We start from the raw sequence: 26,349 nt of genomic DNA, 5'->3' as shown, positions 1-26,349 counted from the left end.
CCGCAGACGTCTTGGTCGACGGGAGGACGCTCATTAACAGCTTTGCAGATGATCAGGAAGCAATAAGAGTGCCTTTCGTCTTCACGAAAGGGAAGCGGAGACGCCAGCGCGATTCTGCCGGCACGACGATGCGGGGAAAAGTTTTCCGCAACATTGATGCGCGACGGCGTTATGGCTGATCATAATATGTCGCGAAAGCGTGACCGGCGCGGTTTTGTCTTGCTCATTTTGCACGCGCCGTGAAAATGTTTGACGCCGAACATTTCCACAGGAAAGACTACAATCAAGGCATGCCGCGATCGTCGCGGCTACCGAGCGGGGAGGACGTTGATGACGCTGCACGATGTTGCGCTCGACGACAAATTCGATCTGAGCAAGGAGCGCATCTTCGTCTCGGGCGCGCAGGCCGTCATTCGCATGCTGATGATGCAGCGCGAGCGCGACCGCGCGGCCGGGCTCAACACCGCGGGCTTCGTCTCCGGTTATCGCGGGTCGCCGCTCGGCGGCCTCGACCTCCAGCTCTGGAAGGCGAAGAAGCAGCTCGCCGATTCGGATATCGTCTTTCAGCCCGGGCTCAACGAGGAGCTTGCGGCGACGGCGTGCTGGGGCACGCAGCAGACCGAACTGCTGGGCGAGGGAAAACATGACGGCGTCTTCTCGGTCTGGTACGGCAAGGGCCCGGGGGTCGATCGCTCCGGCGACGTGTTCAGACACGCCAATCTCGCCGGCACCTCGCCCAAGGGTGGCGTGCTGGCGCTGATGGGCGACGACCATACCGCCGAATCCTCCACCAACGCCCATGCGACGGAATTCCTCTTCGTCGACACGATGATCCCGATCTTCAACCCGGCGGGCGTGCAGGAGCTCGTCGACTACGGGCTCTACGGCTTCGCGCTCTCGCGTTTCGCTGGCACCTGGTCGGCGATCAAATGCGTGAAGGACAACATCGAATCGACCGCCTCGGTGGACGTGTCGCTCGACCGGCTGAACATCGTGCTGCCGGAGTTCGACATGCCCCCCGGCGGGCTCGGCATCCGCCACGAGCTCGACCAGTTCGGTCAGGAAGCGCGGCTGCATGAATACAAGCGCGCCGCCGCCGCCGCCTTCATCCGCGCCAACCGGCTCAACCGCATCGTCTATTCGGGCGGCCGCAACGCCAGGATCGGCATCATCACCGTCGGCAAGAGCTATCTCGACGTGCGCCAGGCGCTCGACGACATCGGCATCGACGAAAAGCGCGCCAACCAGCTCGGCGTGCGCCTCTTCAAGGTCGCCTGCCCGTGGCCGCTCGACATCGAGCATATCCGCGATTTCGCGCAGGGCCTCGAGATGATCATCGTCGTCGAGGAGAAGCGCTCGCTGATCGAGGTGCAGGTGAGGGAGGACCTCTACGGCACGTCGATGCAGCCGCTGGTCGTCGGCAAGAAAAACGAACGCGGCGAGTGGCTTTTCCCGGCCAAGGGCGCGCTCGACCCCAACGACATCGCGATCGCGCTCGGCGAGCGCGTGCTCAAGGTGATCGGCCATTCGGAGGAGGTCGCGGCCAAGGTCAGCCAGCTGCGGCAGTTCCAGGCGATGCTGGCCGACACCAAGGACGTCGGATCGCGCACGCCCTATTTCTGCTCCGGGTGCCCGCACAATTCCTCGACCAAGGTGCCCGAGGGCTCGATCGCCGGCGGCGGCATCGGCTGCCATTTCATGGCGCTGTGGATGGACCGCTCGACCGTGGGCTTCACCGCGATGGGCGGGGAGGGCGCGCAATGGATCGGCCAGGCGCCGTTCTCCAAGCGCGAGCACATGTTCCAGAATCTCGGCGACGGCACCTACAACCATTCCGGTTCGCTGGCGCTGCGCTTCGCGCTCGCCTCCGGCGTCAACGTCACCTACAAGATCCTCTACAACGACGCCGTGGCGATGACCGGCGGGCAGCCGCACGAGGGCAACCTCACCGTCGACATGATCGCCCAGCAGGTGCGCGCCGAAGGCGTGCAGCGCATCGCGGTCGTCACCGACGAGCCCGGCAAATATGCCGGCGTGGCGAAATTTCCCGATGGCGCGACGATCCACCATCGCGACGAGCTGGACAGCGTCCAGCGCGAGCTGCGCGAGATCAAGGGCGTCTCCGTGCTCCTCTACGACCAGACCTGCGCCGCGGAAAAGCGTCGCCGGCGCAAGCGCGGCACGTTCCCCGATCCCGACAAGCGGGTCATCATCAACGAGCTCGTCTGCGAAGGCTGCGGCGATTGCGGCGTACAGTCGAACTGCGTTTCCGTGCAGCCGGTCGAGACCGAGTTCGGCCGCAAGCGGCGCATCGACCAGTCGAGCTGCAACAAGGATTTTTCCTGCGTCAACGGCTTTTGCCCGTCCTTCGTCACCGTGCACGGCGCCAAGCTGCGAAAGGCTGAAGGCATCGCCGGCAATGCGAGCCCGCTCGACGGAGTCCCCACACCGACACCATTCGCACTCGAACGCGCCGGCTGGTCCGCCATCATCGACGGCATCGGCGGTACCGGCGTCGTCACCGTTGGCGCGGTGCTCGGCATGGCCGCGCATCTGGAAGGCAAGGGCTGCGGGATGATCGACATGGCCGGACTCGCCCAGAAGGGCGGCGCCGTCTTCAGCCATGTGCGCATCGCGCGTTCGGCCGAGGAAATCCATGCGATCCGGGTTTCGGCCGGCAAGGCCGACCTGGTGCTCGGCTGCGACCTGGTCGTTTCGGGCGGCAAGAAGGTGCTCGCCTCCGTGCGCGAGGGGCATACGGTGTTCGTCGCCAACACGGCGGAGGTCATGCCGGGCGACTTTGCACGCTCGGCCGATTTCTCGCTGCCGACCGAACGTCTCAAGCGCGCGATCCGCAAGGCCGCGGGCGACGACAAGGCGCATTTCTTCGACGCGACGAAAACCGCGAGCGCGCTTTTCGGGAATTCGCTCGGCGCCAACATGTTCATGCTGGGCTTCGCGTTCCAGCATGGCGGCCTGCCGCTTTCCGAGGAAGCCATCGAAAAGGCGATCGAGCTCAACGGCCAGGCGGTCAAAATGAACATCGACGCCTTCCGGTGGGGTCGCCGTGCAGCCCACGACCCCGAATTCGTCCATGCGCTGGTCGCGAAGTCGCAAGGGGCCGCCGTGGGCGGCGAGCTTTCGCAGACGCTGGACGAGGTGATCGAGCGTCGCGCGGAGTTCCTGCAAGCCTATCAGGATGCCGCCTATGCGCGGCGTTATCGCGAGCGGGTGAATGCCGTCCGCGCGGCGGAGGAAAAGGCCCTTCCCGGTTCCAGCACCGTCAGCGAGGCAGTGGCGCGGAACCTCTTCAAGCTGATGGCGATCAAGGACGAATATGAGGTCGCCCGCCTCTACACCGATGGCTCGTTCAGGAAGCAGCTCGCAAGCCAGTTCCAGTCCTTCGACCGGCTGGAGTTCCATCTCGCTCCGCCGATCCTCGGCCGCAAGGGCAGCGACGGCAAGGCCAGGAAATCCTCTTTCGGCCCGTGGATGATGAAGGCTTTCGGGGTGCTGGCGCGGCTGCGGGGGCTGCGCGGTTCGATGTTCGACCTGTTCGGCTACACCGCCGAACGCCGCATGGAGCGCCGTCTGCTCGCCGAGTACGAGCAGGATCTCGACGTCATCGGCGCGCTCCTGTCGCCCGCCAGGATCGAGGCCTCCGCGGCGCTCGCTTCCGTCCCCTCGATCGTTCGCGGCTTCGGCCATGTGAAGCATGCGAACGCCGCCAAGGCGGAAGCCGAGCGCAAGCGGCTGTTGGAGCGGCTCAGGTCGACGGAGGCTTCGCCCGCGCTCGCCGCCGAGTGAATGCCGCGGTTGGGTCAAAGGTTTTTGAACAGCGGTAAGTCTTTATAAGGCTTTCTTAATCGGCATGTGGCAGCTTTCCCATCCCGTAACGGGATTTCGGTATGCCGAAGAGACGCAACGAAGAGCTTCCGCTCGACATCTACATACCGTTTGTCCAGAGCCTGTTCCGTGACAGCGTAACGCTGGCGGTGGGTATCGCGGCGCAATCGCTGCTCGCGCTGCTGGTCTATTTCAAAACCTCCGACACGATCTACTTCGTCGTCGCCTTCAGCATTGTTGCCATCGGCTACATGCGGCTTCGAAGCACCCGCGAGGTTCTGAACAACCCGATATCCGACCGCAGTGAAGCGCGGCGGCTCGAAAACATCTATATTTTCTGGGGAACTCTGCACGCGAGCGCGCTGGGTTTGTTCTGCTTTGCCGGCATATATCTCGCGCATGACCAGTTTGCCGAGATTGCCGCGATCTGCGTGACGTTGGCCACCGCGACATCCATCGCCGGCCGCAATTACGGGTCCCCCCGGATGGTCATGCTGCTCATCATCACGCTTACCATGCCGATCTCCGCGGGCTTCCTGTTGCGCGGGGACGTCTTCCACGTGACGTTGGGACTGCTTTCGATCCCCTTCTTCTTCGCCATCCGCAAATTTGCCGACAACGTCCGCGATGTGCTGTTCGCGGCCCTCTGGGAACAGAAGAAGGCAAACCAGCTTGCCGCCCGTTTCGACCGGGCGCTCAACACGATGTCGTCGGGCCTGGTGATGCTGAGCCAGGAAGGAAGGGTGGTCGTCGCCAATGCCGAAGCCGCGAACCTGATGCAGGTGAGCGGCCCGGACCGGCTTCTCGGCCGCACCCTTCGCGGGCTTCTCACGAGGGGGGCCGCGGGAGGCATGCTCAGCCAGAAGGATTCCCGATACGCCGAAGCGCAACTGACAAGGGCTCTGCGCGAAGGCAAGGATCGCAAGGTGCTCCTGCGCCTTCTGAATGGACGGCACTTCGAGTTTTCGGCACGCGAAAGCAAGGACGAGCTCGGCGTCATCACCTTCGACGAGGTGACCGCTCGGGTCGAGGCGGAGGAACGCATCCGCTTCATGGCCCGCTTCGACAGCCTCACCGGCTTGCCCAACCGGGCTTACTTTCATGAATTGCTGTCCGAACGCATCGCCGGGGGCGATCAGGAAAGAACGGTCGGTCTGGCGGTCTTCGATCTCGATGATTTCAAGAGCATCAACGATACGCTCGGGCATCCGGTGGGCGACGGCCTGATCTATCTCGTGGCCGAGCGCCTGGGTGCCTTCGCCGACGGCAACATCGAAGTCAGCCGGTTCGGCGGCGACGAATTCATGATTTTCTTCAACGACGTGAAAGAGGAGCAGGAGTTCGCCGCGCTGCTCGATGGAATTTTCGCCAGCCTTCATGGAGACGTCGACGTTGCCGGGCACGCCATTCGCATCCAGCTGAGTGCGGGCGCGGTTCTGTCGAAAGCCAGGTCGAGCGACGTGGATGCAATGGTCGTGAAGGCCGATCTCGCGCTCTACAAGGCCAAGGAGAACGGGAAGAACGGCTGGCGCCTGTTCGAGGCCGCCATGGATCAGGCCTTCCGCAACCGCCAGGTGATGAAGGCGGACCTGCGGCAGGCGGTTGAAACCGGCAATCTCCGGGTCGTCTATCAGCCGATCGTCTCGATGGAGACGATGCGCATCGTCCGCTGCGAGGCCTTGTGCCGGTGGGATCACCCGGAAATCGGCCCAATTTCGCCGTCGGTGTTCATTCCCCTGGCGGAAGAGATGGGAATCATCTCCGAAATCAGCTCGTTCATGCTTTCAGCGGCAACCGCCGAATGTGCGAAATGGCCGGCATCGCTGGGGGTTTCCGTGAATCTCTCGGCCAAGGATTTTCACAGCCATGACATCGTCCGCAAGGTGAAGGCCGCGCTGGACAAAGCCGAGCTCGCGCCGGAGCGGCTCGAAATCGAGATCACCGAGACCGCACTTCTCAACGACAAATCCTCGACGCGGCAATATATCCAGGAACTCAAGTCGCTGGGCGTGCGGATCGCGCTGGACGATTTCGGAACGGGCTATTCCAGCCTGAGCTATCTTCATTCCCTGCCGCTGGACAAGGTGAAGATCGACCGGTCATTCCTTCTGGATGTCACCAAGGACAGCAGGTCCCTCGAACTTCTCAAGGGAATCGTGAACCTGTCCCGCCCGCTTGGCCTGGCCGTGACGATCGAAGGCGTCGAAACCTTCGAGCAACTCAAGACCCTTGCCCGCGAGGTCAAGCCGGATCTCGTCCAGGGCTTCCTGTTCGGCTCGGCCCTGACGGCTTCCGGAATTGCCACGATGTCCAACACCACGTGGCCCTTCGCCGCGGAAATCCACGGAACGCTGGCGAACGCCTGATACGCTTCGGCGCTTGGCAACATGCCCAGACAGCCATGTCGGGCGCGTTAACCTTAACGTGTGGTAAACGTCGTTCCGAGCATTTTCAACTTTACTAAAGAAGGGCCTCCGATACCCTCGTGCAGGCGGATTGAACGGGGGTCTTGTATGGATGGGCGGGTGATTGGACTGTCCGGTGCTGCGCGCGGACGGTCTCGTGAAGAGGCGGGGCAGCGTTCGGGCTTCGTGAACAATATCTTTTCGATATTGGAGCGGACCGAGTACCGGCGCACGGACAGCGGCGAAGATCTCGAAGACATCTACAAGCTGCGCTACAAGTCCTACCGAACGCACGGCATAGTTCCCGAGATCGGGGCCGGGTCGATATATGACGATCTGGACGAAGTGGACAATGTCTACCGGTTCGGCGTCTATATCGACCAGCATCTGGTAAGCACGCTACGCATTCATGTGCTCGACCGCAGCAACCGTCCCGGTCCGTCGACGCAGGCGTTCGGCGACCTCGTGCACCCGATGATCGATGCCGGCCACACCTTGATAGATCCGAGCCGATTCGCGGCGGATCCCGAGTGGTCGCGCGCCTATCCGCAAATTCCCTACATCACCTTGCGGCTTGCCGGCATGGCATGCTTCTTCTTTGACGCGCCCTACTGCCTCTCGACCGTGCGGGACGATCATGCGGCTTTCTACAAGCGCATCTATTTTTCCGAGAAGATCGGCGAGGCACGCCCATATCCGGGCGTCTATTCGAAAGTGGAGCTCTATCGCGCGGACGTATCGGCGATCCGCGAACGCTCCTTCCAGCGCTTTCCCTTCTTCTGGTCCTCCAAAGTGGAGCAGCGTCTGATGTTCGAGCGCCCGCGCGAAGGTGAACTCGCGCCGCTGACGATCCTGCCGACGGCGAAATACATGAACGCCGCCGCTTGAGGGCGGCTTGCAACAGAAGCGCCGCGGTCGTCCCAGGCGGCGTTTTTTCGGCGCCGCGATGGAGCCTTCCGGCGCCGGCGCCGTTTAGGACATCGGCAAACAGTTTGCCGATGCGGGTCTTGCGAGCGAACCTGTGTTCGATCGAGCGTGAGGGATTGAAGGAAGCGCAAGCAGGCCCCGCAGCCAGTCTTGGCCGAAAGGAAACAGAATGGGCGACTTGCCGCTGACACCCCTCATTTCGCTGATTGCCGGCATCGTGATCCTCATCATGCCGCGCCTGCTCAACTACATCGTCGCGATCTACCTGATCATCGTCGGGCTTCTGGGATTGTTTCCGCAACTGGCCGGATAGAAGCCGCGTCACTGCCCGCGGGATGCGTCCCCGCCGGGAGGCCGGTCACCATTTGAAGGTATAGCCGGCCTCGAGGCGGCCCTTGCGGTCGTCCCTGTTCAGGTCGCTCACGGTCGCGCGGAGCTTGATGTTCTTGCGCACCGTCTGCTCGACGCCGAGGCTGGCCTTCCATTCGGGGTCACGATCGGAAACCGAGCCGCGGGCAAAGACGGACGTATTCGTCCTGGCCGAGGAGAGCTTGACGCTTTGCGTCGTGCGGCCGTGAACCTGCCGGTCGCCCAGGGGATCGTATTCGAGGACATAGAGCTGGTCGAAATCGCACTTCAGTCCGGAGGGGAGGGCGTTGCTGCGCGAGCGTGTGACGGTTACCGAGCGCCGCCCCTCCATTCCGTCGAACCTCGAGCTTATCCGCATCTTCGCGCCGGTGTCCTTGCTCGGCGGCGGTATATCGATAGCGCCCCAAAAGGCGACCTTGCCGGTCATGCCGGAGCGTTCCGGATTCGCCAAGGCGACCTCGGTTCCGGCGCTCAGATCCATTCTGCCCTGCACCTTGCTGCCGAGGCGGGCGGTATAGGCCGTTTCCGAGCCTTTGTTGAATTCCCAGATCAGACCGTCTCCGGCCATTGCCGCCGATGCGCGCAGCAGAAAGAGAAAAGCGCAAAGATAGGCGAGCGAGCGCCTGATATGTCCCGTCATTTGATGGAGCTCCGGGGGAGTAACGCGAAGCGGAGCGCATTCACGAAAGGTTACAGATCGTAACCATAATTATAAACCATTCCCCGCAGTGCAAATCACAATTCCCGAAACAGTCGGATTTCACGTTTTGGTGTTGCTCGTCGTCCACACGTGAACGGGGTGTCTGGTCACTCGTGCCGTTCCAGGAGCCGCGCGCCGGGCCCCTCGCTGGCGAGCTCGTCGTGAGGGTTGCGCAACGGGCAATCCCTGATCGAGAGGCATCCGCAGCCGATACAGCCCGTCAGGTTGTCGCGAAGCTGCGTGAGCTTCTCGATCCGCTCGTCGAGTTCGGCGCGCCATTGCGCGGAGAGCCTGCGCCAGTCCTCGACGGTCGGCGTGCGCTGGTTGGGCAGCGTCGAAAGCGCCTCCTTGATCGACGCGAGCGGAATGCCGGTTCGCTGGGCGATCTTGATAACCGCCACCCGACGCAGCACCTCGCGGGGATATCTGCGCTGGTTGCCGTTGTTGCGCCAGCTTCGGATCAGCCCCTGCCGCTCGTAGAAATGAAGCGCCGAAACGGCGACGCCGCTGCGCATCGCCACCTCGCCGACGCTCAGGTCACGCTGGATCGGGCGCTTTTGCCGAAAGCCTGAATTTTCCGTCATTTCGCTATTGACCTCAACTTTAGTTGAGGTTGTAGCAAGGGTGCCGTTCCATTGCAAACCAAGGAGAGAAAGATGGCGACGGCGGTTCAGAGATTCGTTCAGGATCCCAGTTTCGAGCAACAGGCGGCGGTTCGCGCGCTGGTCAAGGCGATGCAGGATGCCTTCAATGCGAAGGATGCGGCGGCGCTCGCGCGCAATCTCGGCGAGGACGCGACCTGGACCAACGCGATCGGCCTGCGCGCCCGCGGTCGCCGGGAGATCGAGCGGCTTGCACGAACGATGATGATCCGCAACGCGCGCAGCTTTGCCCGATACGACATCGTCGACGTTATCGCGGTCCGACCGGATGTCTGCGTCGTCAATCTGCTCCAGGTGCCGACGGACCGCGACGGCAACGAAATCGAGGAAATCACCGCCGCGCCCAGCTATGTGATCGCGCGCGAATATGACGGCTGGAAGATCGTGGCGGGCCAGAACACGCTCGTCGCCAGCCCCGAGGGAGCTTGAGGCATGGAAAAGAAGCTCAGACTGGCCGTCATCTACGGCAGCACGCGCGAAGGCCGCCTGTGCGACAGGGTGGTGGATTGGATCGCGAACGAGGTGTGGACACGGGAACAATTCGAGCTGGATCTCATCGATCCCGGCGAATTCGACCTCCACGGCACCGGCAAGGAAGGCAAGCCGTCGCTGGCCGCCGCAGGTGCCCGGCTCGACGAGGCCGATGCCTTCATCATCACGACGCCGGAATACAATCACAGCTTTCCCGCCCCGCTCAAGGCGTTCATCGACGCTTTCAGCGCCGAGTGGCAGGTGAAGCCGCTCGCCTTCGTGTCCTATGGCGGCATATCGGGCGGCCTGCGCGCGGTGGAACAGCTGCGGCTCGTCTTCGCCGAGCTGCATGCGGTGGCGATCCGCGACACCGTCAGTTTCGCTCACGCCTGGGGGCGCTTCTCCAAGGACGGCGAGTTGCGCGAGCCGGAGGAAGCGCACAAATCCATGGGACGATTGATCGCCAACCTCCACTGGTGGGCGGGTGTGCTGCGCCCGGCGCGAGCGGAAGGCACATACGGTGTGGCCGCATGACCGATGCTTCGAGAGGCGAGGTCCGCGATGACCTTGCCGCGGCTCGCGCCGCCCCGGCCGAACGGGGAGGCCCGGGGCGCGCCGCCGAGGCGACGCTCGTGCTGACAGGCTCGTTGGTGGTCTTCGCCACCGCGGTGGTCGCGCCGGCTCTCCCGGCCATCCAGGCCTATTTCTCGGATGATCCCAGGGCCGAGCATCTGGTGCGGCTGGTCGTGACCATGCCGGCGCTGGTCATCGCTCTCGTCGCGCCGTTCGCCGGCTATTTCCTGGATCGTTTCGCGCGAAAGCCCATCGTCTTTGCAGCCCTTGTCGGCTTCGTGCTGTTCGGCTCCCTCGGCCTCGCCGCGAACAGTCTCGACATGCTGCTTCTGACACGTGCCGGGCTCGGGCTTTCGGTGGCGTTCCTGATGGCGGGGTTCACCTCGCTCGTCGGCGATTATTTCGAGCCGAAGAAGCGCGCTGCGTTGATGGGAAGACAGGTCAGCGCGAATTCGGTCGTCGCACTGTCGATGATGATCGCGGGCGGCCTGCTCGCCGAAATGAGCTGGCGCGGTACGTTCCTGATCTATCTGATCGCCGCGCCGCTGATTCCGATGCTATGGCTGTTCCTGCCTCGGGCGCCCCGCACGGCAAACGTACGGACGTCGACCGGAGATGACGGAAGCGAAGCGCCGGCCTGGGACACCGTCCTCGCCGTCTACGCTCTGGCGGTCCTCTGCCCGCTGATCCAACTGGTGATGCATACGCAGTCTCCCTTCTTCATCGCGCAGGCGCATCACGGAACGCCGACGATGATCGCCGTCGCGCTCAGCGCGTCGATCGTCGGTGTCTTTCCAGCTTCCATGCTCTACGGCCGTCTGCGCGCGCGGTTTTCCGCATGGGCGGTCTTCGCGGCCGGCTTCGCCATCATGGCAGGCGGATATTTCCTTCAGGGGATGGCGCCGAGCTTCATGTTGCTGGCCGGCGCGATGGTGCTTTCGGGAATGGGTTTCGGCCTGATCATGCCCAATCTAAGCGCGACGCTGCTCTCGGCGGCTCCGCCCCGATTGCGCGGCCGGCTGTCGGGCGGGCTTGTGTCCTGCATCTTTCTCGGACAGTTCCTGTCCCCGGTGGTCAGCCAGCCGGTGATCGCGCGATACGGCTACGAGACGACGTTTATCCTGACGGCGGCGCTTGCAGGATTTGTGGCTGCGGTTCTCGTCATTCGGGCGTCCGCGCCGCGGCCCGTGCCTGCGGAATAAGCCCCCGGCGCGACAATCCTCCCATTGCCCTTGGGCGCCGTTTTCGCTATCAGGCGCTCAAGTGCAATCCCGGAGGGCACATGACGATGGCAGACAATACACCGACCGGTCCCGTCGAACTCGGCGCCAACATGGACTACAAGGAACACGAAAAGACCTATTCGATGTTCCTTTCGATGACCAAATACGTCTCGCTCTTCTGCGTGGCCTTGCTCATCGCGATGGCATTCGGCTTCTTCACCGCCGCCGGCTTTTTCTCGGCCACCATCCTGTTTATCCTGATCTGCGCGCTCGGCGCGTTTCTGCTCCGCTAGGCTCGGGGCAGGTCAAGCATTTTTTTTTAGACCGGCCCGCCTGGCGGGCTGCGTTCATGTCGGGGGACGTTCCAACCGAAAGGGATTTTGCCGGTGGGACAGACAGTATTCGTACCTAAAGAGGTTGACGTAACGGAAACCAGGGTGGCGGTTTCGCCGGAAACGGTCAAAAGGCTGGTCGGCCTGGGCTTCGATGTCGTGGTGGAGAAGGGCGCGGGCACGCTGTCGCGCATCCCCGACGGCGATTTCGCCGCCATGGGCGCCACCATCGGCAAGGGGGCCGACGCATCGAAAGCCGATGTCGTCCTGAAGGTGCGACGCCCCGGCGACGCGGAACTCAAATCCTACAGGAAGGGCGCTGCCGTCATCGCGACGATGGACCCCTACGGCAACGACGGCGCCGTGGCGGCGATGGCGAAGGCCGGCGTTTCCGCCTTCGCCATGGAGCTGATGCCGCGCATCACCCGTGCGCAGTCGATGGACGTGCTGTCGTCCCAGGCGAACCTCGCCGGCTACCAGGCGGTGATCGACGCGGCCGCCGAATACGACCGGGCATTGCCGATGATGATGACGGCCGCCGGTACGGTGCCCGCCGCCAAGGTCTTCGTCATGGGCGCGGGCGTTGCCGGCCTGCAGGCGATCGCGACCGCGCGCAGGCTCGGCGCCGTCGTCACGGCGACCGACGTCCGCCCGGCCGCCAAGGAACAGGTCGCCTCGCTCGGCGCCAAGTTCGTCGCGGTGGAGGACGAGGAGTTCAAGGCGGCTGAAACCGCCGGCGGTTACGCCAAGGAGATGTCCAAGGAATACCAGGCCAAGCAGGCGGCGCTCACGGCCGAGCACATAGCCAAGCAGGACATCGTGATCACCACGGCGCTGATTCCCGGTCGTCCGGCCCCGAAGCTTATTTCGGCGGCGATGGTGGCCGCGATGAAACCCGGCTCGGTCATCGTCGATCTCGCCGTGGAGCGCGGCGGCAATGTCGAGGGCGCGGTTGCCGGAAAGGTTGTCACCACCGCCAACGACGTGAAGATCGTCGGTCATCTCAACATGCCGGGCCGCGTCGCCGCTTCGGCATCGCTGCTCTACGCCAAGAACCTCTTCGCCTTCCTCGAGACCATGGTCGACAAGGAAAAGAAGCTCGTTGTCGTCAATCCCGAGGACGAGCTGGTCAAGGCGACGCTTCTGACCCATGACGGGAAGGTGGTGCATCCGAATTTCGCGGCGAGCGCCGCGGCCGCCCTCGCCGAGCCCGAAGTCGCGAAGGCCGCCAAGGGCACCGAGCCGGGCCTCGACGTCGCGCCGAAGAAGCCGGCGCGCAAGAAGTCGGCCTCGGCGGCAACCAAGCCCGGCAAATCCAAGGGAGGTGCGTGATGGAACCGACGGCATTGGAACAGGCGCTCGACCAGCTCGAACAGGCGACGGCCGCGCTTCGCCTCGCATTCACGGATTTCAAGGCCGACCAGGCGGCTGAGGCCGCGGGCGCCGTGGCCACCGCCGCTTCCGGCGGGGCGATCGACCCCTTCGTCTTCCGCTTCGCGATCTTCGTGCTGGCGATCTTCGTCGGCTACTACGTGGTCTGGTCGGTGACGCCGGCGCTCCACACGCCGCTGATGGCCGTCACCAACGCGATCTCCTCGGTGATCGTGGTCGGCGCGCTGCTGGCCGTGGGCATCTCGGCGTCGGGTCTGGCGACCGGCTTCGGCTTCGTCGCGCTGGTGCTCGCCTCGGTCAACATCTTCGGCGGCTTCCTCGTCACCCAGCGCATGCTGGCCATGTACAAGAAGAAGGACAAGTGAGCCGGTCATGAACGCGAATCTCGCTTCCTTCCTCTATCTCGTCTCCGGCATCCTGTTCATCCTGGCGCTGCGCGGTCTGTCGCACCCGACGACGAGCCGTCAGGGCAACATCTACGGCATGGTCGGCATGGGTATTGCCATCCTGACCACGCTGGCGCTGGCGACCCCGTCGCTCGGCGGCTTCGGATTGATCGTCCTCGGTCTTGCGATCGGCGGCGGCATTGGCGCCGTCATCGCGCGGCGCATCGCGATGACCTCGATGCCGCAGCTCGTGGCGGCCTTCCACAGCCTTGTCGGCATGGCGGCCGTCATGGTGGCGGCCGCGGCGATGTACGCGCCGGAAAGCTTCGGCATCGGCACGGTCGGCGCCATTCACGGCCAGGCGCTGGTCGAGATGAGCCTCGGCGTCGCCATCGGTGCCATCACCTTCACCGGCTCGGTCATCGCCTTCCTCAAGCTCGACGGCCGCATGTCGGGCAAGCCGATCATGCTGCCGGCCCGCCATTTCATCAACGCCGCGCTCGGCATCGCGCTGGTCGTGCTGATCATCCTTCTGGTGACGACGCAGAGCTACACGCTGTTCTGGCTGATCGTCATTGCCTCGCTGGTGCTCGGCGTGCTGCTGATCGTGCCGATCGGTGGCGCCGACATGCCGGTGGTCGTCTCGATGCTCAATTCCTATTCGGGATGGGCGGCCGCCGCGCTGGGCTTCACACTCGGCAATCTGGCGCTGATCATCACCGGCGCGCTGGTCGGCTCGTCGGGTGCGATCCTGTCCTACATCATGTGCAAGGGCATGAACCGCTCCTTCCTGTCCGTCATTCTCGGCGGCTTCGGCGGAGAGACGGCGGCTGCTTCCGACGACGGCATCGAGCGCACGGTCAAGCAGGGCTCGGCCGACGATGCCGCCTATCTGATGATGAACGCGCAGAAGGTCATCATCGTGCCGGGCTACGGCATGGCGGTCGCACAGGCGCAGCACGCGGTCCGCGAGATGGCCGACAAGCTCAAGGCCGCCGGCGTGGAGGTCAAATACGCGATCCATCCCGTCGCCGGCCGCATGCCCGGCCACATGAACGTGCTGCTCGCCGAGGCGAACGTGCCTTATGACGAGGTGTTCGAGCTCGAGGACATCAACTCGGAATTCGCCCAGGCCGACGTCGCCTATGTCATCGGCGCCAACGACGTCACCAACCCGTCCGCGCGCGACGACAAGTCGTCGCCGATCTACGGCATGCCGATCCTCGACGTCGACAAGGCGCGCACCTGCCTGTTCGTCAAACGCTCGCTCGGCTCCGGCTACGCCGGCATCGACAACACGCTGTTCTACAAGGACGGCACCATGATGCTGCTCGGCGATGCCAAGAAGATGACCGAGGAAATCGTCAAGGCGATGGACCACTGATCCGACGCCGTTCCATCGTCAAATGAAATCAGCCCGGCCATCGCGCCGGGCCTTTTTCTTGGCGGATGACGTTATGATGATATACATTCAAAGAATGTATATCATGGAGGCTCGATATGCGGGTTTCGAAATGGGGCAACAGTCTGGCGGTGCGCTTGCCGGCCGCGGTCGTGGATGCGCTGGAGCTAAAGGAAGGGGATGAAATCGAGCTGTCGGTGAGAGACAGGCATGAGCTTGAAGTCTCGACAAAGCCGAGCCGCGAGGAATTGATAAAGCGATTGCGCGCTTTCCGAGGACGCTTGCCGGCCGATTTCAAGTTCGATCGCGACGAACTGAATGAGCGCTAGCTTTTTCGACGGCAATGTCCTGCTCTACCTCGCCTCGGGAGATGCATGGCGCGCGAACCGGGCCGAAAAGCTGCTGGTGACTGGCGGCACGATCAGCGTGCAGGTCTTGAATGAAGTCGCCAATGCCAGTCGGCTGAAGCTGCGATTGTCATGGGAAGAGATCCGCGTGCTTCTGGAGACATTGAAGGCGGTGCTGAATGTGCAACCGTTAACCGTCGAAACTCACGACCGCGGTATGTTTCTGGCGCAACGACACGGCTTCTCGACATACGATGCGATGATCGTTGCCGCGGCGCTGCTTGCCGGCTGCGATACATTGTGGTCCGAGGATATGCAGAACGGAATGATCGTCGAGGAGAAGCTTCGGATCGTCAATCCTTTCGCTTCCTGAGAGATCGTCTCCTACCGCTGCGCCTCGGTCGCCATCCGGATCGCCAGACCTGCCAGAACCGTGCCCATGAGCCAGCGCTGAAGGCTCAGCCAGACCGGGTTGCGGGCGAGGAACAGCGAGATCGAGCCGGCGGTGACCGCGATCATCGCGTTGACCGTCACGCTGATGACGATCTGCGTCATGCCGAGCGCGAGCGATTGCGTCAGCACGCTGCCATGCGCCGGATCGATGAATTGCGGCAGCAGCGACAGATAGACCATCGCTATCTTGGGATTCAGAAGGTTGGTGAGAAAGCCCATCATGAAGAGCTTTCGCGGCCGGTCCCTGGGCAGTTCCCTGACCTGGAAGGGCGAACGCCCGCCGGGCTTCACCGCCTGCCAGGCAAGCCACATGAGATAGGCCGCGCCGGCCAGGCGCAGCGCGTCATAAGCGTAGGGCACGGCGAGGACCAGCGCGGTTATGCCGAAGGCGGCGCAAAGCATGTAGAAGACGAAGCCGAGCGCGACGCCGCCCAGCGAAATCAGCCCCGCCTTCGGCCCCTGGCTGATCGAGCGGGAGACCAGATAGATCATGTTCGGCCCCGGCGTGAGCACCATGCCGAGCGCGATCAGGGCGAATGCGATGAGGCTTGTCGTGTCCGGCATGGCGTTCCTGCGGCGAGGTTGCGCGGTTCGCCGCACGCCGCAACCCGTCCGCCGGCAGCTTCCGAACACGCCTGTTGAATGACCGGACTATCTGCTGGCGGGCGTCGCGGCAAAATGTGCCATCGCCGCGGATCATATGCGCCAGGAGCACGCGCTTTCCGCGCCTGACGGCGGATCCTCAATTCACTCCGGAACGCAGTTGGAACTCGGTCACGCCGAGAGCGAGGTTAAGTCCCGTCTGCGCTTGCACGCTGACCGGCTGCAGCGAGAATGTGCGATCCGATCCGCCGACGAGAACATTGGCGCCGACGCCGACGGCGGCCGTTGCTTCGGCGCTCGCGCCGACATAGTCGCCGGTCAGCGCGCCTAGCTGGTAGGCGTTGGAAGTGGGCGCGAGCACCGCCCATTGCATGACCGCGTCGTTGGTCGCGCCCACGTCGAGGCCGAATTTGTTGACGACGCCGAAATAGGGCTCAGGCGGCTTTGCGCGGTCGGCCGAGGTGAAAGTGCAGCTCAGTTCCTTCGACGATCCGACGACGAAGCCGGCGCCACCCTGAACGAGGCAGTTGAGCATGCCGAGCTCGACGCGATCCTGCGCGGCGGCCGGCACGGTGGTGAGAGCCGCGGCAAGCGCGGCGGCGGCGAAAATGATCCTTCTCATCTCGTCCTCCTTGGTATCTGGCGGTCAAACACCAGCCCCGGGAGGAATGTTCCGAGAATTTCACGCGCCGCGCGTGCGTGTCAGGCCTTCCTGCGCCGATTTCAAGTTCGGGTTGAGGCGGACCGCCTCCGCATAGGAACGGGAAGCGCGCGAATTGTCGCCGCGTCGTTCGAAGACGAGCGCCTGGTAGGACCATGCCTCGGCATTGTTCTTGTCGAGCTTGAGCGCCGTGTTGAAATCCGTCAGCGCGTTCTCCTCGTCGTTCTTCGCCAGATAGGAGAGGCCGCGACCGGCATATGGTTCCGCCGAGCTGGGCGCGAGCGAGATCGACGTGGCGAAATCCTCGATGGCGAAATCGTGCTGCCCACGCGTCTGATAGAGCAGGCCGCGATTGTAGTAGGCGCGCGGATCGGTGGTATCGAGCTGGATCGCCCGCTCGAAATCGCTGAAGGCCTCGTTGGTGCGCCCGGCCAGGCGATAGAGATTTCCGCGACCGATATAGGCGGCGTCATAGGAGGGGTTGAGCTGGATGGCGCGGCTGTAGTCGTTCAGCGAGTTCTGCTGATCGCCCATCTGGCGGTAGACGAGAGCGCGGTTCGCATAGGCCTGATAGAAGCCCGGATTGAGCCGGATGGCCGCCTCGAAATCCTTCAACGCTTCCTGGTACCTGCCGGCGCGGCCATAGGCGGAGCCACGAACATTGTATGCTTCCGGATCGTTGGGGCTGCGTTCGATGACCGCCGTGAGGGAGGATATGTTCTCGCGCGAGCCCTGCGCCGCGTCGACGGTAGAGATGCCGGCAATCGGGTCGCTGGCGGTCTGGCATCCCGCGAGTACAGCCAGTCCGAGCAAAGCAAAGGCCGCGACGATGTTCCTCGCTGCGAGAACGCGGCCACCCAAAACTACATTCATCGGGTCAATTCCCCTCATGCGCTACAGGTAAGTCGCGTGCCCCGATCTGGCTCCCCTTTGCGCGACGGATCAATGCAAAAAAGGTGGCAGCGATTCTCATCGCCCCACCTTAATCGGTATCGCCGGAAAAGGACGAAATATGGGCGGTCAGCGTGCAGGCGCTGCCCGGCCGCCGGCAACGAGGCCTTCGCGCTGGGCGCGCTTGCGGGCCAGCTTGCGGGCGCGGCGAACGGCCTCGGCCTTTTCGCGGGCACGCTTCTCGGACGGCTTCTCGTAATGACCGCGCATCTTCATTTCGCGGAAAATGCCTTCGCGCTGCATCTTCTTCTTGAGCGCGCGGAGCGCCTGGTCAACATTGTTGTCGCGGACGAGTACCTGCACGTGCGTTCCTGTCTTCCGGTTGTTGTCTAGAGCCTGGACGCAATACCCACGCGTCCCCGCGATGATCCCACCACGAATTGCGGCGGCTCATAGCAGACCCAGTATAACTTGTCGAGCGGAAAGCGCGAGACGGCCGACGCAAATATTCGTCCGGCAATACTCGGACTTCCGCTGTTCTTCCTGCTCACAGACGATTGACGGAGACACCGCCGTCGGCGAGCAGCGCCAGGCCCGTGGTGAAGCTCGATGCATCGGAGGCGAGATAAAGCGCCGAGGCGGCGATTTCCTCCGGCGCCGCGATGCGCTTCAGGGCGTGCAGGCCGGCAACGAAACTGCGCTCCTCGGGCGTCTTGAACGTTGCCGCCGGCGTCTCGGTCCCGCCGGGAAGAAGCGCGTTCGCTCTTATGCCGCGCGGTCCGTATTCCGCGGCGAGCACCTGGGTCAGGCCGACGAGACCCGCCTTGGCCGCGGCATAGGCCGCCATGCCGGGCATGCCGACCGTGTGGCCGACGAAGGAGGAGGTGAAGATCAGAGAGCCGCGTCCGCGCTCGAGCATCGCCGGGATCTGATGCTTGGCGAGCAGGAAGGCGCTGGTGAGGTTGACGTCGAGCGTCTCCTTCCAGTCGTCGCTTTCGAGAGCCTCCAGCGGAGCCATCGTGCCGACCGCGCCGGCATTGTTGAAGGCTATATCGAGCCCGCCGAACTGGCGCACCGCGAGCTCGACCAGATCGATGGCGTGACGTTCGTCGCGGACGTCGCCCGGCAGCGCCTCGGCACGTCCGCCAATATCCTCGATTTCCTCGACGAGCTGCTGAAGCTCGCCGCCGCGCCTCGCGGTGACGACGACGCTCGCGCCTTCCTCGGCGAACAGCAGAGCGGTTGCGCGGCCTATACCCGAGCTGGCGCCGGTGACGATCGCGATCTTGTTTTCAAGCATGCCCATGGGGAGGTTCCTTCTTTCCAGCGGTTCGCCGCGCATTCGCGGTGTTCGCTGCATCTCGCAGGAAAGAGAGGCGGTGAGCCACCCGAAACCGGACTGCCGGCTTGGCGCAAAACGGCAGTCGCCGTCGCAAACAGCGCAAGGATGGAAGCGCCTTTTCGATAGTGGTACTCGGGTTTGACAGGCTTCAGACCGCGCCATCCGAATCCCGAGGCAACGCATGCGCAAATATTCCGTCTTCGCAATCGCCCGAGAGGCCATGCGCGGCCACAAGGGTTGGGAGGAACAATGGGCTTCGCCCGAGCCGAGACGGGAATATGACGTCATCATCATCGGCGCCGGCGGCCACGGGCTTGCCACGGCCTACTATCTGGCGAAGGAACACGGCATCACCAATGTCGCGGTGCTGGAGAAGGGCTGGCTCGGCGGCGGCAATACCGGCCGCAACACGACGATCATCCGCTCCAATTATCTCTACGACGAGAGTGCGGGGATCTACGACCACGCCGTCAAGCTGTGGGACGGCCTGAGCCAGGATCTCAACTACAACGTCATGTATTCGCCCCGCGGCGTGATGATGCTCGCCCATAACGTCCACGACGTGCAGGTCTTCAAGCGTCACATCCACGCCAACCGGCTGAATGGCGTCGACAATGAGTGGCTGACGCCGGAGGAGGCGAAGGATTACTGCCCGCCCCTCAACATCTCGCCGAACGCGCGCTATCCGATCATGGGGGCCGCGCTGCAGAGGCGCGGCGGCACCGCGCGTCATGACGCGGTCGCCTGGGGCTATGCGCGCGGCGCCTCGGCGCGCGGCGTCCACATCATCCAGAATTGCGAGGTCACAGGCATACGCCGCGCGCCGGAAGGCCATGTGACCGGCGTGGAGACGACGCGGGGCTTCATCGGTGCGCGGAAGGTCGGTGTCGTGGCGGCCGGTCATTCCTCGGTGATCATGGATATGGCGGGCGTGCGCATGCCGCTGGAATCCTATCCGCTCCAGGCGCTGGTTTCCGAGCCGGTCAAGCCGACCTTTCCCTGCGTGGTCATGTCGAACACGGTGCACGCCTACATCTCGCAGTCCGACAAGGGCGAGCTCGTCATCGGCGCCGGTACCGACCAGTACACCTCCTATTCGCAGACCGGCGGGCTGCACATCATCAACCACACGCTCGACGCGATCTGCGAGATGTTCCCCATGTTCACCCGCATGAAGATGCTGCGAAGCTGGGGCGGGATCGTCGACGTAACGCCGGACCGCTCGCCGATCCTCGCCAAGACGCCGGTGAAGGGCCTCTACGTGAATTGCGGTTGGGGTACCGGCGGTTTCAAGGCGACGCCGGGTTCGGGCCATGTCTTCGCCCACACGATCGCGCGCGACGAGCCGCATCCGATCAATGCGCCGTTCACGCTGGAGCGCTTCCGCACCGGCCGGCTCATCGACGAGGCCGCCGCCGCGGCGGTCGCGCATTGAGGAGGCCGCTTTGACCGCCAATCCCGTCAATCTCGAGGAAAAGCTCGCGCTTTTCTCGGAGCTCTGGTCGCCGAAGGTCGTCGGCGGCTACAACGGCAACGATTTGCTCGTCGTCAAGGTGAAGGGCGAGTTCGTCTGGCATTTGCATCCCGATACGGACGATTTCTTCCTGGTGCTGAAGGGCAGGCTGACGATCCGAATGCGCGACGGCGACGTCGTCCTGGGTCCCGGCGAGCTCTACGTGGTGCCGAAAGGCGTCGAGCACTGTCCGTATGCGGAGGAAGAAACGCATCTCCTCCTCATCGAGCCGGCCGGCACACCCAACACCGGCGATCCGGCCACCGCGGCCATCAAGACGAAGATCTAGCCATGCTTCTGATACGTTGCCCCTATTGCGAGGAAGAGCGTCCCGAACTCGAATTCCGGCATGCGGGCGAGGCGCATCTCGTCCGGCCGTCGAACATCACGGCGATGAGCGACGAGGATTTCGAGGGATATTTCTTCATCCGCTCGAACCCGAAAGGGCTCGTCTACGAGCGCTGGCGCCATATTCATGGCTGTGCCCGCTTCTTCAACGCGGTGCGCGACACCGTCACCGACAAGTTCGTGACGACATACAAAGCGGGCGAGCCGAAGCCGGATTTAGGGAAGCCGAAAGCCAGATTGCCGCGCAAATCCGCGCGGGAGAACGTCGGGAAGGGGAAGCCGGCGAAAGGGAGGGCAGAGCCGCGATGACGATATTTGTGGAAACGGCATGACGAACGAATCTTTCCGCATCCCCGGCCAGGGCCGTCTTGGGCAGGCTCGCCTCGCACGCTTCTCCTTCGACGGGGAAGGGCTTGCAGGTCTCGAGGGCGACACGCTGGCCTCGGCCCTTCTTGCCAACGGCATCCATCTCGTCGGCCGCTCGTTCAAATATCACCGACCGCGCGGCATCCTGTCGGCAGGGGCGGAGGAGCCGAACGCGCTGGTCGGCATCCATCGCGACGCCGCCCGCAGGACGCCCAATGTGCGTGCCACCGTGCAGGAGCTCTATGACGGTCTCAACGCCGTTTCGCAGAACCGCTGGCCGTCGCTGAAATTCGACGTCGGCGCGGTCAACGACCTTGCCTCGCCTTTCCTCTCCGCCGGTTTCTACTACAAGACGTTCATGTGGCCGAAGGCGGCGTGGAAGCAGTTCTACGAACCGAACATCCGCGCCGCGGCCGGCCTGGGCGTCGCGCCGGACCTGCCCGATCCCGATCGCTATTCGGCGCGCTTCGCGCATTGCGACGTGCTCGTGCTCGGCGGCGGCGCGGCCGGCATCGCGGCGGCACTCGCGGCCGCCGAGGCCGGCGCGCGCGTCATCATTGCCGACGAGCAGGCGCAATTGGGCGGTTCCCTGCGCTTCGAGACGGGTGCGCGGATCGGCGGTGCGGCCGGCTGGGATTGGGCGCAGGCGAGCGCTGCGAGACTTGCCGCGATGGACAACGTGCGCGTGCTCACCCGCGCGACGGCATTCGGCTACTATGCGCAGAATTTCGTCGGCCTCGTCGAGCGGGTCAGCGATCACCTGCCGCAGCCCATGCCCGATCTGCCGCGCGAGCGGCTCTGGCAGGTGCGCGCCAAACGCGTCGTTCTCGCCACCGGCGCGATCGAGCGGCACATGGTGTTCGCGGACAACGACCGGCCGGGGATCATGCTCGCCTCGGCGGCGCGGACCTATTTCAACCATTACGGCGTCGCCGTCGGCCGCAATGTCGGCGTCTACACGGCGAACGATTCCGCCTATCACGCGGCGATCGACTTCAAGAAGGCCGGCGTGAACATCGCCGCCATCGTCGACTTGCGCGACAATCCGCAAGGCGCGGCGGTCGACGAGGCGAGGGCGCTCGGCATCGAGATCAATGCCGGGCGCGCGGTGATCGCGGCGACTGGCAGGCAGCGGATAAACGCCATGGTGGTGCGGCCGAAGAACGGCGGCGCCTCGCGCGCCATTCCGGTGGACGCGCTGCTGACATCGGCGGGCTGGACGCCGTCGGTGCATCTCTTCTCGCAGTCGCGCGGCAAGGTCGCCTTCGACGAGGCGACCCGGCGTTTCCTGCCCGGGGATTATGCGCAGGACTGCGTCTCGGTCGGGGCCTGCAACGGCACCGACAATCTCGCCGATACCATCGCCGAGGCGATCGCGGCCGGCGAGAAGGCGGCGAAGGAAGCCGGCGCCAAGGTTTCGAAGGGTTTCAAGCTGAAGGCCGAGACGCCGGAAGGCTGGGCCGGCGGCATGATCGGCGCGGCACCCGGAGCCGGCCTGGATGCCAAGGTCAAGGCGTTCGTGGATTTCCAGAACGACGTGACCGCCAAGGACATCAGGCAGGCCGTGCGCGAGGGCATGCGCTCGATCGAGCACGTCAAGCGCTTCACCACCAACGGCATGGCCACGGACCAGGGCAAGACATCGAACATCCACGGGCTGGCGATCGCCGCCGAGACGCTCGACAAACCGATCCCGGAGGTCGGGCTGACGACGTTCCGCGCGCCCTACACACCGGTCACCTTCGGCGCGATCGTCAATCATGCGCGGGGCGAGCTGTTCGATCCGACGCGACGGACCGCCATCCATCCCTGGGCCGAGACGCACGGCGCCGTCTTCGAGGATGTCGGCCAATGGAAGCGCGCCTGGTATTTTCCGCGTCCAGGCGAAGACATGCACGCCGCGGTCGATCGCGAGTGCCGCACGGTGCGCAACGCCGCCGGTATCTTCGATGCCTCCACGCTCGGCAAGATCGAGGTGGTCGGGCCGGATGCTGCCGCCTTCATGGAACTGCTCTACACCAACCCGTGGAAGCGGCTGGACACCGGCCGCTGCCGCTATGGCATCATGCTGCGCGAGGACGGCTTCATCTACGACGACGGCGTCGTCGGCCGCCTCGCCGAGGATCGCTTCCACGTCACCACGACGACGGGCGGCGCGGCCCGCGTCATGAACCACATGGAGGACTATCTCCAGACCGAGTTTCCGCATCTGAAGGTCTATCTGACCTCGATTTCCGAGCAGTGGGCGGTGATCGCCGTACAGGGGCCGAAGTCTCGCGACATCATCGCGCCGCTGGTGGAAGGCATCGACCTTTCCAACGAGGCGATGCCGCACATGTCGGTGCGCGAAGGCCGGATCTGCGGCGTGCCGACGCGGCTCTTCCGCATGTCGTTCACGGGAGAGCGTGGCTTCGAGATCAACGTACCGGCGGATTACGGGCAGGCCGTCTGGGAAGCCGTCTGGGCGGAGGGCGAAAAGCACGGCGCCTGCGCCTACGGCACGGAGGCCATGCATGTGCTGCGCGCTGAGAAGGGCTACATCATCGTCGGGCAGGACACGGACGGCACGGTGACGCCGAACGACGCCGGGCTCGACTGGGCCGTGGGCAAGAAGAAGGCCGATTTCGTCGGCATTCGAGGTCTTGCGCGGCCGGATCTGGGGATGCCCGACCGAAAGCAACTGGTGGGATTGAGGACGCGCGACCCGAAGCTCGTGCTGGAGGAAGGCGCGCAGATCGTTGCAGATCCCAGGCAGCCGATCCCGATGAAGATGATCGGCCACGTCACCTCGTCCTACTGGTCGGAGAATTGCGGGCACTCGATCGCGCTCGCCCTGGTCGAGCGCGGCCGCGAGCGCATCGGCGAGACGCTGTGGGTGCCGATGCCCGATGCAACGATAGAGGTCGAGGTCACCGGCACGGTGTTCTTCGACGAGAAGGGGGAGCGCTTGAATGGCTAGGGCGGCGCGCAGACTTTCCGAGCAGATCAACCTATCGCGGCGCCCGGCGCTCGAGGGCAGTGAAACGGTCATGCCCTGGGTTACGGTCCGGCCCTCCGGACCGCTCTCGCGGCTTTCGCTGCGTGCGCCGGAGGCGAGCGTTTCCGCGCTGTCGAAGGCGCTCGGCGTCACCCTGCCGGGAAAACCGAAGAGTTCGGCGGAAAAAGCGGGCCGCGCGGTGCTTTGGCTCGGCCCGGACGAATGGCTCGTCCTCGACGGCGCCGGCAACCTCGCTTCGGCGCTGCAAGGCGTCAAGCAGTTCCATTCCGCCGTCGACGTCTCGCATCGCAATGTCGGCATCGTCGTTGCGGGAGAGGGCGCGGAGGCGGCGCTCAACGCCGGATGCCCGGGGGATCTTTCGCTGGCGGCGTTTCCGGTTGGGGCCTGTTCGCGCACGGTGCTCGGCAAGATCGAGATCGTGCTATGGCGCAAGGCGGAGCACGAGTTCCACGTAGAGTGCTGGCGCTCCTTCTCCGACTATGCCTTTGCCTTCCTGACGGAAGCGACGCGCGACGCGGGTCAGCCCTGACAGGAGCTGGGAGACCGGCAGCGCGGGCGGCTTTCTCACGGATCGGCGGCATGCGGCGGGACTTGCGCCCGCGCCCGAACCGTCCTAGCGAGACATCCGAGCACGACCAAAGGTCAAGGACGATGCCGGGCACAATCACCACGATCGGCCTCGATGCCGACGACACGCTGTGGCAGAACGAGCAGTTCTTTCGCTGGACCGAGGCCAGGTTCGCCGAAATGCTGAGCGAGCATGCCGAGGCCGATCACCTCCGCGAGCGCCTTCTCGAGGCCGAGAAGCGGAATCTCGCCCATTACGGCTTCGGCATAAAGGGCTTCACGCTTTCGATGATCGAAACCGCGATCGAGGTGACCGAAGGCCGCGTCCCCGCGGAGACGATCGCGCAAATCCTGGATGCCGGGCGCGAGATGCTGCGCCATCCCGTCGAGACACTGCCGCAGGTGCAGGAGACGCTGGAGGCGCTGGCCGGCTCCTACCGGCTGGTGGTGATCACCAAGGGCGACCTGTTCGACCAGGAGCGCAAGCTGGCGCAATCGGGCCTTGGTGATTTCTTCGATGCCGTCGAGATCGTCAGCGACAAAAACCGCGCGACCTACGAGCGGATATTCAGCCGTCACGGCGACGGTCCCGCAGCGAGCATGATGGTCGGCAATTCGCTGAAGTCGGATGTCGTTCCGGCAATCGAGGCGGGAAGCTGGGGCGTCTATATTCCCCACGACCTCACATGGGTTTTCGAGCATGTCGACGAGCCGGAGGCGCATCCACGCTTCCGCAAGCTCTCCGGACTGGCCGAGCTTTCGAATCTGATTTCGGAGATCGGCTGAAGCCGGTCAGATCGCCATGATGCCGCCGTCGGCGGCGAGCGTCTGGCCGGTCATGAAGGAGTTCTTCGGGTCGGCCGCGAACAGCACGACCTCGACGATCTCGTCGACCTCCGCCAGCCGCTTCATCGGCACGCCCCGGGTCAGGTCGGCTTCGACCGCGGCGCTGTCCGCCAGCGACATTTCCAGCATGTCGGTGACCATCGGCGTGCGTGCGAAGGAGGGGCAGATCGCGTTCACGCGGATGCCCTTGGTCGCGTATTCGGCGGCGGCGGAACGCGTGAGGCCGACGACGCCGTGCTTCGCGGCAGAGTAGATCGACAGCCTCGGCGCTCCGGCGAGCCCGGCGACAGAGGCGATGTTGACGATCGCGCCGCGCGCGCCCTTCTCGCGGAACCGCTTCTCCATCGCCGGCAATTGATGCTTCAGCGCATAGAACATGCCCATCAGATCGACGTCTACGATGCGACGCGCCTCGTCGGAGGGGATAAGGTGCAGCTTCACGAAATTCTGGGCGATGCCGGCATTGTTGACGGCGATATCGAGGGACTTGAAGCGGTCGAGGGCGAGGGCGACGAGGCTCTCGGAAAGGCTTTCCTCGGCAATGTCGCCGGCGAGCGTCGCGGTTTCCGCATCGAGGGTCGATGCCATGCCCTCCAGCGCTTCGGCGTTGATGTCCGAAAGGACGAGGCGGGCACCTTCCCCTGCGAATCTCTCGGCGGTGCGGCGGCCGAAACCGCCGGTCGCGCCGGTAACAATCACGGTGCGTCCCTCGAAACGTTTCATTCC

27 protein-coding genes are annotated in these 26,349 nt (G+C 64.2%); 19 read left to right on the top strand and 8 right to left on the bottom strand.

Annotation, left to right across the window (positions count from 1 at the left end):
- Positions 1–330: 330 nt before the first annotated feature.
- From XW59_RS14140 to XW59_RS14125, 4 genes are all read left to right on the top strand, one after another.
- Positions 331–3,807, top strand: coding sequence for an indolepyruvate ferredoxin oxidoreductase family protein (locus XW59_RS14140; protein ID WP_047145955.1), 3,477 nt, complete (start codon positions 331–333; stop codon positions 3,805–3,807).
- Positions 3,808–3,908: 101 nt separating this feature from the next.
- Entirely contained in the window at positions 3,909–6,212 is a 2,304-nt protein-coding gene (locus XW59_RS14135; RefSeq protein ID WP_047145954.1) for an EAL domain-containing protein, read from the top strand.
- 159 nt (positions 6,213–6,371) lie between these two features.
- Positions 6,372–7,139 carry a hypothetical protein gene (locus tag XW59_RS14130; RefSeq protein ID WP_246666089.1) on the top strand — a complete coding sequence of 256 codons (768 nt, stop codon included), beginning with the start codon at positions 6,372–6,374 and terminating at the stop codon, positions 7,137–7,139.
- Positions 7,140–7,347: 208 nt separating this feature from the next.
- On the top strand, positions 7,348–7,491 hold the full coding sequence (locus XW59_RS14125) for a DUF3096 domain-containing protein (protein ID WP_082137596.1): 144 nt from the start codon (positions 7,348–7,350) through the stop codon (positions 7,489–7,491).
- A 45-nt stretch (positions 7,492–7,536) separates the two neighbouring features.
- Here XW59_RS14125 and XW59_RS14120 read toward each other — a convergent pair whose 3' ends face one another.
- Both XW59_RS14120 and soxR read right to left on the bottom strand, forming a co-directional pair.
- The gene (locus XW59_RS14120) at positions 7,537–8,187 is read right to left on the bottom strand and encodes a hypothetical protein (protein WP_047145952.1); all 651 of its coding nucleotides are present in this window, start codon (positions 8,185–8,187) and stop codon (positions 7,537–7,539) included.
- 167 nt (positions 8,188–8,354) lie between these two features.
- Complete coding sequence (gene soxR, locus XW59_RS14115; RefSeq protein WP_047145951.1) at positions 8,355–8,831, bottom strand: redox-sensitive transcriptional activator SoxR; 477 nt, start codon at positions 8,829–8,831, stop codon at positions 8,355–8,357.
- A 72-nt stretch (positions 8,832–8,903) separates the two neighbouring features.
- Between soxR and XW59_RS14110 the strand changes: the two genes are divergently transcribed.
- The 9 genes from XW59_RS14110 (at position 8,904) to XW59_RS14070 (ending at position 15,408) form a co-directional block, all read left to right on the top strand.
- Entirely contained in the window at positions 8,904–9,338 is a 435-nt protein-coding gene (locus XW59_RS14110; RefSeq protein ID WP_047145950.1) for an SgcJ/EcaC family oxidoreductase, read from the top strand.
- A 3-nt stretch (positions 9,339–9,341) separates the two neighbouring features.
- The gene (locus tag XW59_RS14105) at positions 9,342–9,914 is read left to right on the top strand and encodes an NAD(P)H-dependent oxidoreductase (RefSeq protein ID WP_047145949.1); all 573 of its coding nucleotides are present in this window, start codon (positions 9,342–9,344) and stop codon (positions 9,912–9,914) included.
- Positions 9,911–11,155, top strand: a complete 1,245-nt coding sequence (locus XW59_RS14100; protein WP_052958168.1) for an MFS transporter — start codon at positions 9,911–9,913, stop codon at positions 11,153–11,155. The genes XW59_RS14105 and XW59_RS14100 overlap by 4 nt, the downstream gene beginning before the upstream one ends.
- A gap of 86 nt (positions 11,156–11,241) precedes the next feature.
- A complete protein-coding gene (locus tag XW59_RS14095) occupies positions 11,242–11,469 on the top strand; it encodes an aa3-type cytochrome c oxidase subunit IV (protein WP_047146068.1) in 228 nt (75 codons plus the stop codon).
- 93 nt (positions 11,470–11,562) lie between these two features.
- A complete protein-coding gene (locus XW59_RS14090) occupies positions 11,563–12,840 on the top strand; it encodes a Re/Si-specific NAD(P)(+) transhydrogenase subunit alpha (protein WP_047146067.1) in 1,278 nt (425 codons plus the stop codon).
- Positions 12,840–13,265: a proton-translocating transhydrogenase family protein gene (locus XW59_RS14085; RefSeq protein ID WP_047145948.1), complete on the top strand. Its 426-nt coding sequence runs from the start codon at positions 12,840–12,842 to the stop codon at positions 13,263–13,265. The genes XW59_RS14090 and XW59_RS14085 overlap by 1 nt, the downstream gene beginning before the upstream one ends.
- 7 nt (positions 13,266–13,272) lie before the next feature.
- On the top strand, positions 13,273–14,670 hold the full coding sequence (locus XW59_RS14080; RefSeq protein WP_047145947.1) for an NAD(P)(+) transhydrogenase (Re/Si-specific) subunit beta: 1,398 nt from the start codon (positions 13,273–13,275) through the stop codon (positions 14,668–14,670).
- A 116-nt stretch (positions 14,671–14,786) separates the two neighbouring features.
- The gene (locus XW59_RS14075; protein WP_047145946.1) at positions 14,787–15,017 is read left to right on the top strand and encodes an AbrB/MazE/SpoVT family DNA-binding domain-containing protein; all 231 of its coding nucleotides are present in this window, start codon (positions 14,787–14,789) and stop codon (positions 15,015–15,017) included.
- Positions 15,007–15,408 carry a PIN domain-containing protein gene (locus XW59_RS14070; RefSeq protein WP_047145945.1) on the top strand — a complete coding sequence of 134 codons (402 nt, stop codon included), beginning with the start codon at positions 15,007–15,009 and terminating at the stop codon, positions 15,406–15,408. Before XW59_RS14075 ends, XW59_RS14070 begins: the two co-directional genes overlap by 11 nt.
- Positions 15,409–15,419: 11 nt before the next feature.
- On the opposite strand, the gene XW59_RS14065 is transcribed toward XW59_RS14070, so the two are convergent.
- The 5 genes from XW59_RS14065 to XW59_RS14045 form a co-directional block, all read right to left on the bottom strand.
- On the bottom strand, positions 15,420–16,052 hold the full coding sequence (locus XW59_RS14065) for a LysE family translocator (protein ID WP_047145944.1): 633 nt from the start codon (positions 16,050–16,052) through the stop codon (positions 15,420–15,422).
- A 178-nt stretch (positions 16,053–16,230) separates the two neighbouring features.
- Positions 16,231–16,713, bottom strand: coding sequence for a DUF992 domain-containing protein (locus XW59_RS14060; RefSeq protein WP_047145943.1), 483 nt, complete (start codon positions 16,711–16,713; stop codon positions 16,231–16,233).
- Between the two features lie 60 nt (positions 16,714–16,773).
- Entirely contained in the window at positions 16,774–17,625 is an 852-nt protein-coding gene (locus XW59_RS14055; protein WP_047145942.1) for a tetratricopeptide repeat protein, read from the bottom strand.
- 147 nt (positions 17,626–17,772) lie between these two features.
- A complete protein-coding gene (gene rpsU, locus XW59_RS14050) occupies positions 17,773–18,072 on the bottom strand; it encodes a 30S ribosomal protein S21 (protein WP_246666096.1) in 300 nt (99 codons plus the stop codon).
- Positions 18,073–18,190: 118 nt separating this feature from the next.
- Positions 18,191–18,949: an SDR family oxidoreductase gene (locus tag XW59_RS14045; protein ID WP_047146066.1), complete on the bottom strand. Its 759-nt coding sequence runs from the start codon at positions 18,947–18,949 to the stop codon at positions 18,191–18,193.
- A 217-nt stretch (positions 18,950–19,166) separates the two neighbouring features.
- Between XW59_RS14045 and XW59_RS14040 the strand changes: the two genes are divergently transcribed.
- The 6 genes from XW59_RS14040 (at position 19,167) to XW59_RS14015 (ending at position 25,563) form a co-directional block, all read left to right on the top strand.
- Positions 19,167–20,420, top strand: a complete 1,254-nt coding sequence (locus XW59_RS14040; RefSeq protein WP_137327028.1) for a sarcosine oxidase subunit beta — start codon at positions 19,167–19,169, stop codon at positions 20,418–20,420.
- A gap of 10 nt (positions 20,421–20,430) precedes the next feature.
- On the top strand, positions 20,431–20,787 hold the full coding sequence (locus XW59_RS14035) for a cupin domain-containing protein (protein WP_047145939.1): 357 nt from the start codon (positions 20,431–20,433) through the stop codon (positions 20,785–20,787).
- Positions 20,788–20,789: 2 nt separating this feature from the next.
- Complete coding sequence (locus XW59_RS14030; protein ID WP_047145938.1) at positions 20,790–21,155, top strand: sarcosine oxidase subunit delta; 366 nt, start codon at positions 20,790–20,792, stop codon at positions 21,153–21,155.
- 19 nt (positions 21,156–21,174) lie between these two features.
- Positions 21,175–24,171 carry a sarcosine oxidase subunit alpha gene (locus XW59_RS14025; RefSeq protein ID WP_047145937.1) on the top strand — a complete coding sequence of 999 codons (2,997 nt, stop codon included), beginning with the start codon at positions 21,175–21,177 and terminating at the stop codon, positions 24,169–24,171.
- A complete protein-coding gene (locus XW59_RS14020; RefSeq protein ID WP_047145936.1) occupies positions 24,164–24,739 on the top strand; it encodes a sarcosine oxidase subunit gamma in 576 nt (191 codons plus the stop codon). The genes XW59_RS14025 and XW59_RS14020 overlap by 8 nt, the downstream gene beginning before the upstream one ends.
- Before the next feature lie 122 nt (positions 24,740–24,861).
- On the top strand, positions 24,862–25,563 hold the full coding sequence (locus XW59_RS14015) for an HAD family hydrolase (protein WP_047145935.1): 702 nt from the start codon (positions 24,862–24,864) through the stop codon (positions 25,561–25,563).
- Between the two features lie 6 nt (positions 25,564–25,569).
- Here XW59_RS14015 and XW59_RS14010 read toward each other — a convergent pair whose 3' ends face one another.
- Positions 25,570–26,346 (bottom strand): SDR family NAD(P)-dependent oxidoreductase, encoded by a 777-nt coding sequence (locus XW59_RS14010; RefSeq protein WP_137327027.1) that lies wholly within the window; start codon positions 26,344–26,346, stop codon positions 25,570–25,572.
- Positions 26,347–26,349 lie beyond the last annotated feature (3 nt).

The sequence above is a fragment of the Aquamicrobium sp. LC103 genome (assembly GCF_001014615.2).
GTDB lineage: Bacteria > Pseudomonadota > Alphaproteobacteria > Rhizobiales > Rhizobiaceae > LBCQ02.
Note: the sequence above shows the minus strand (reverse complement) of the source record. Positions and strands in the feature narration are given on the sequence as shown.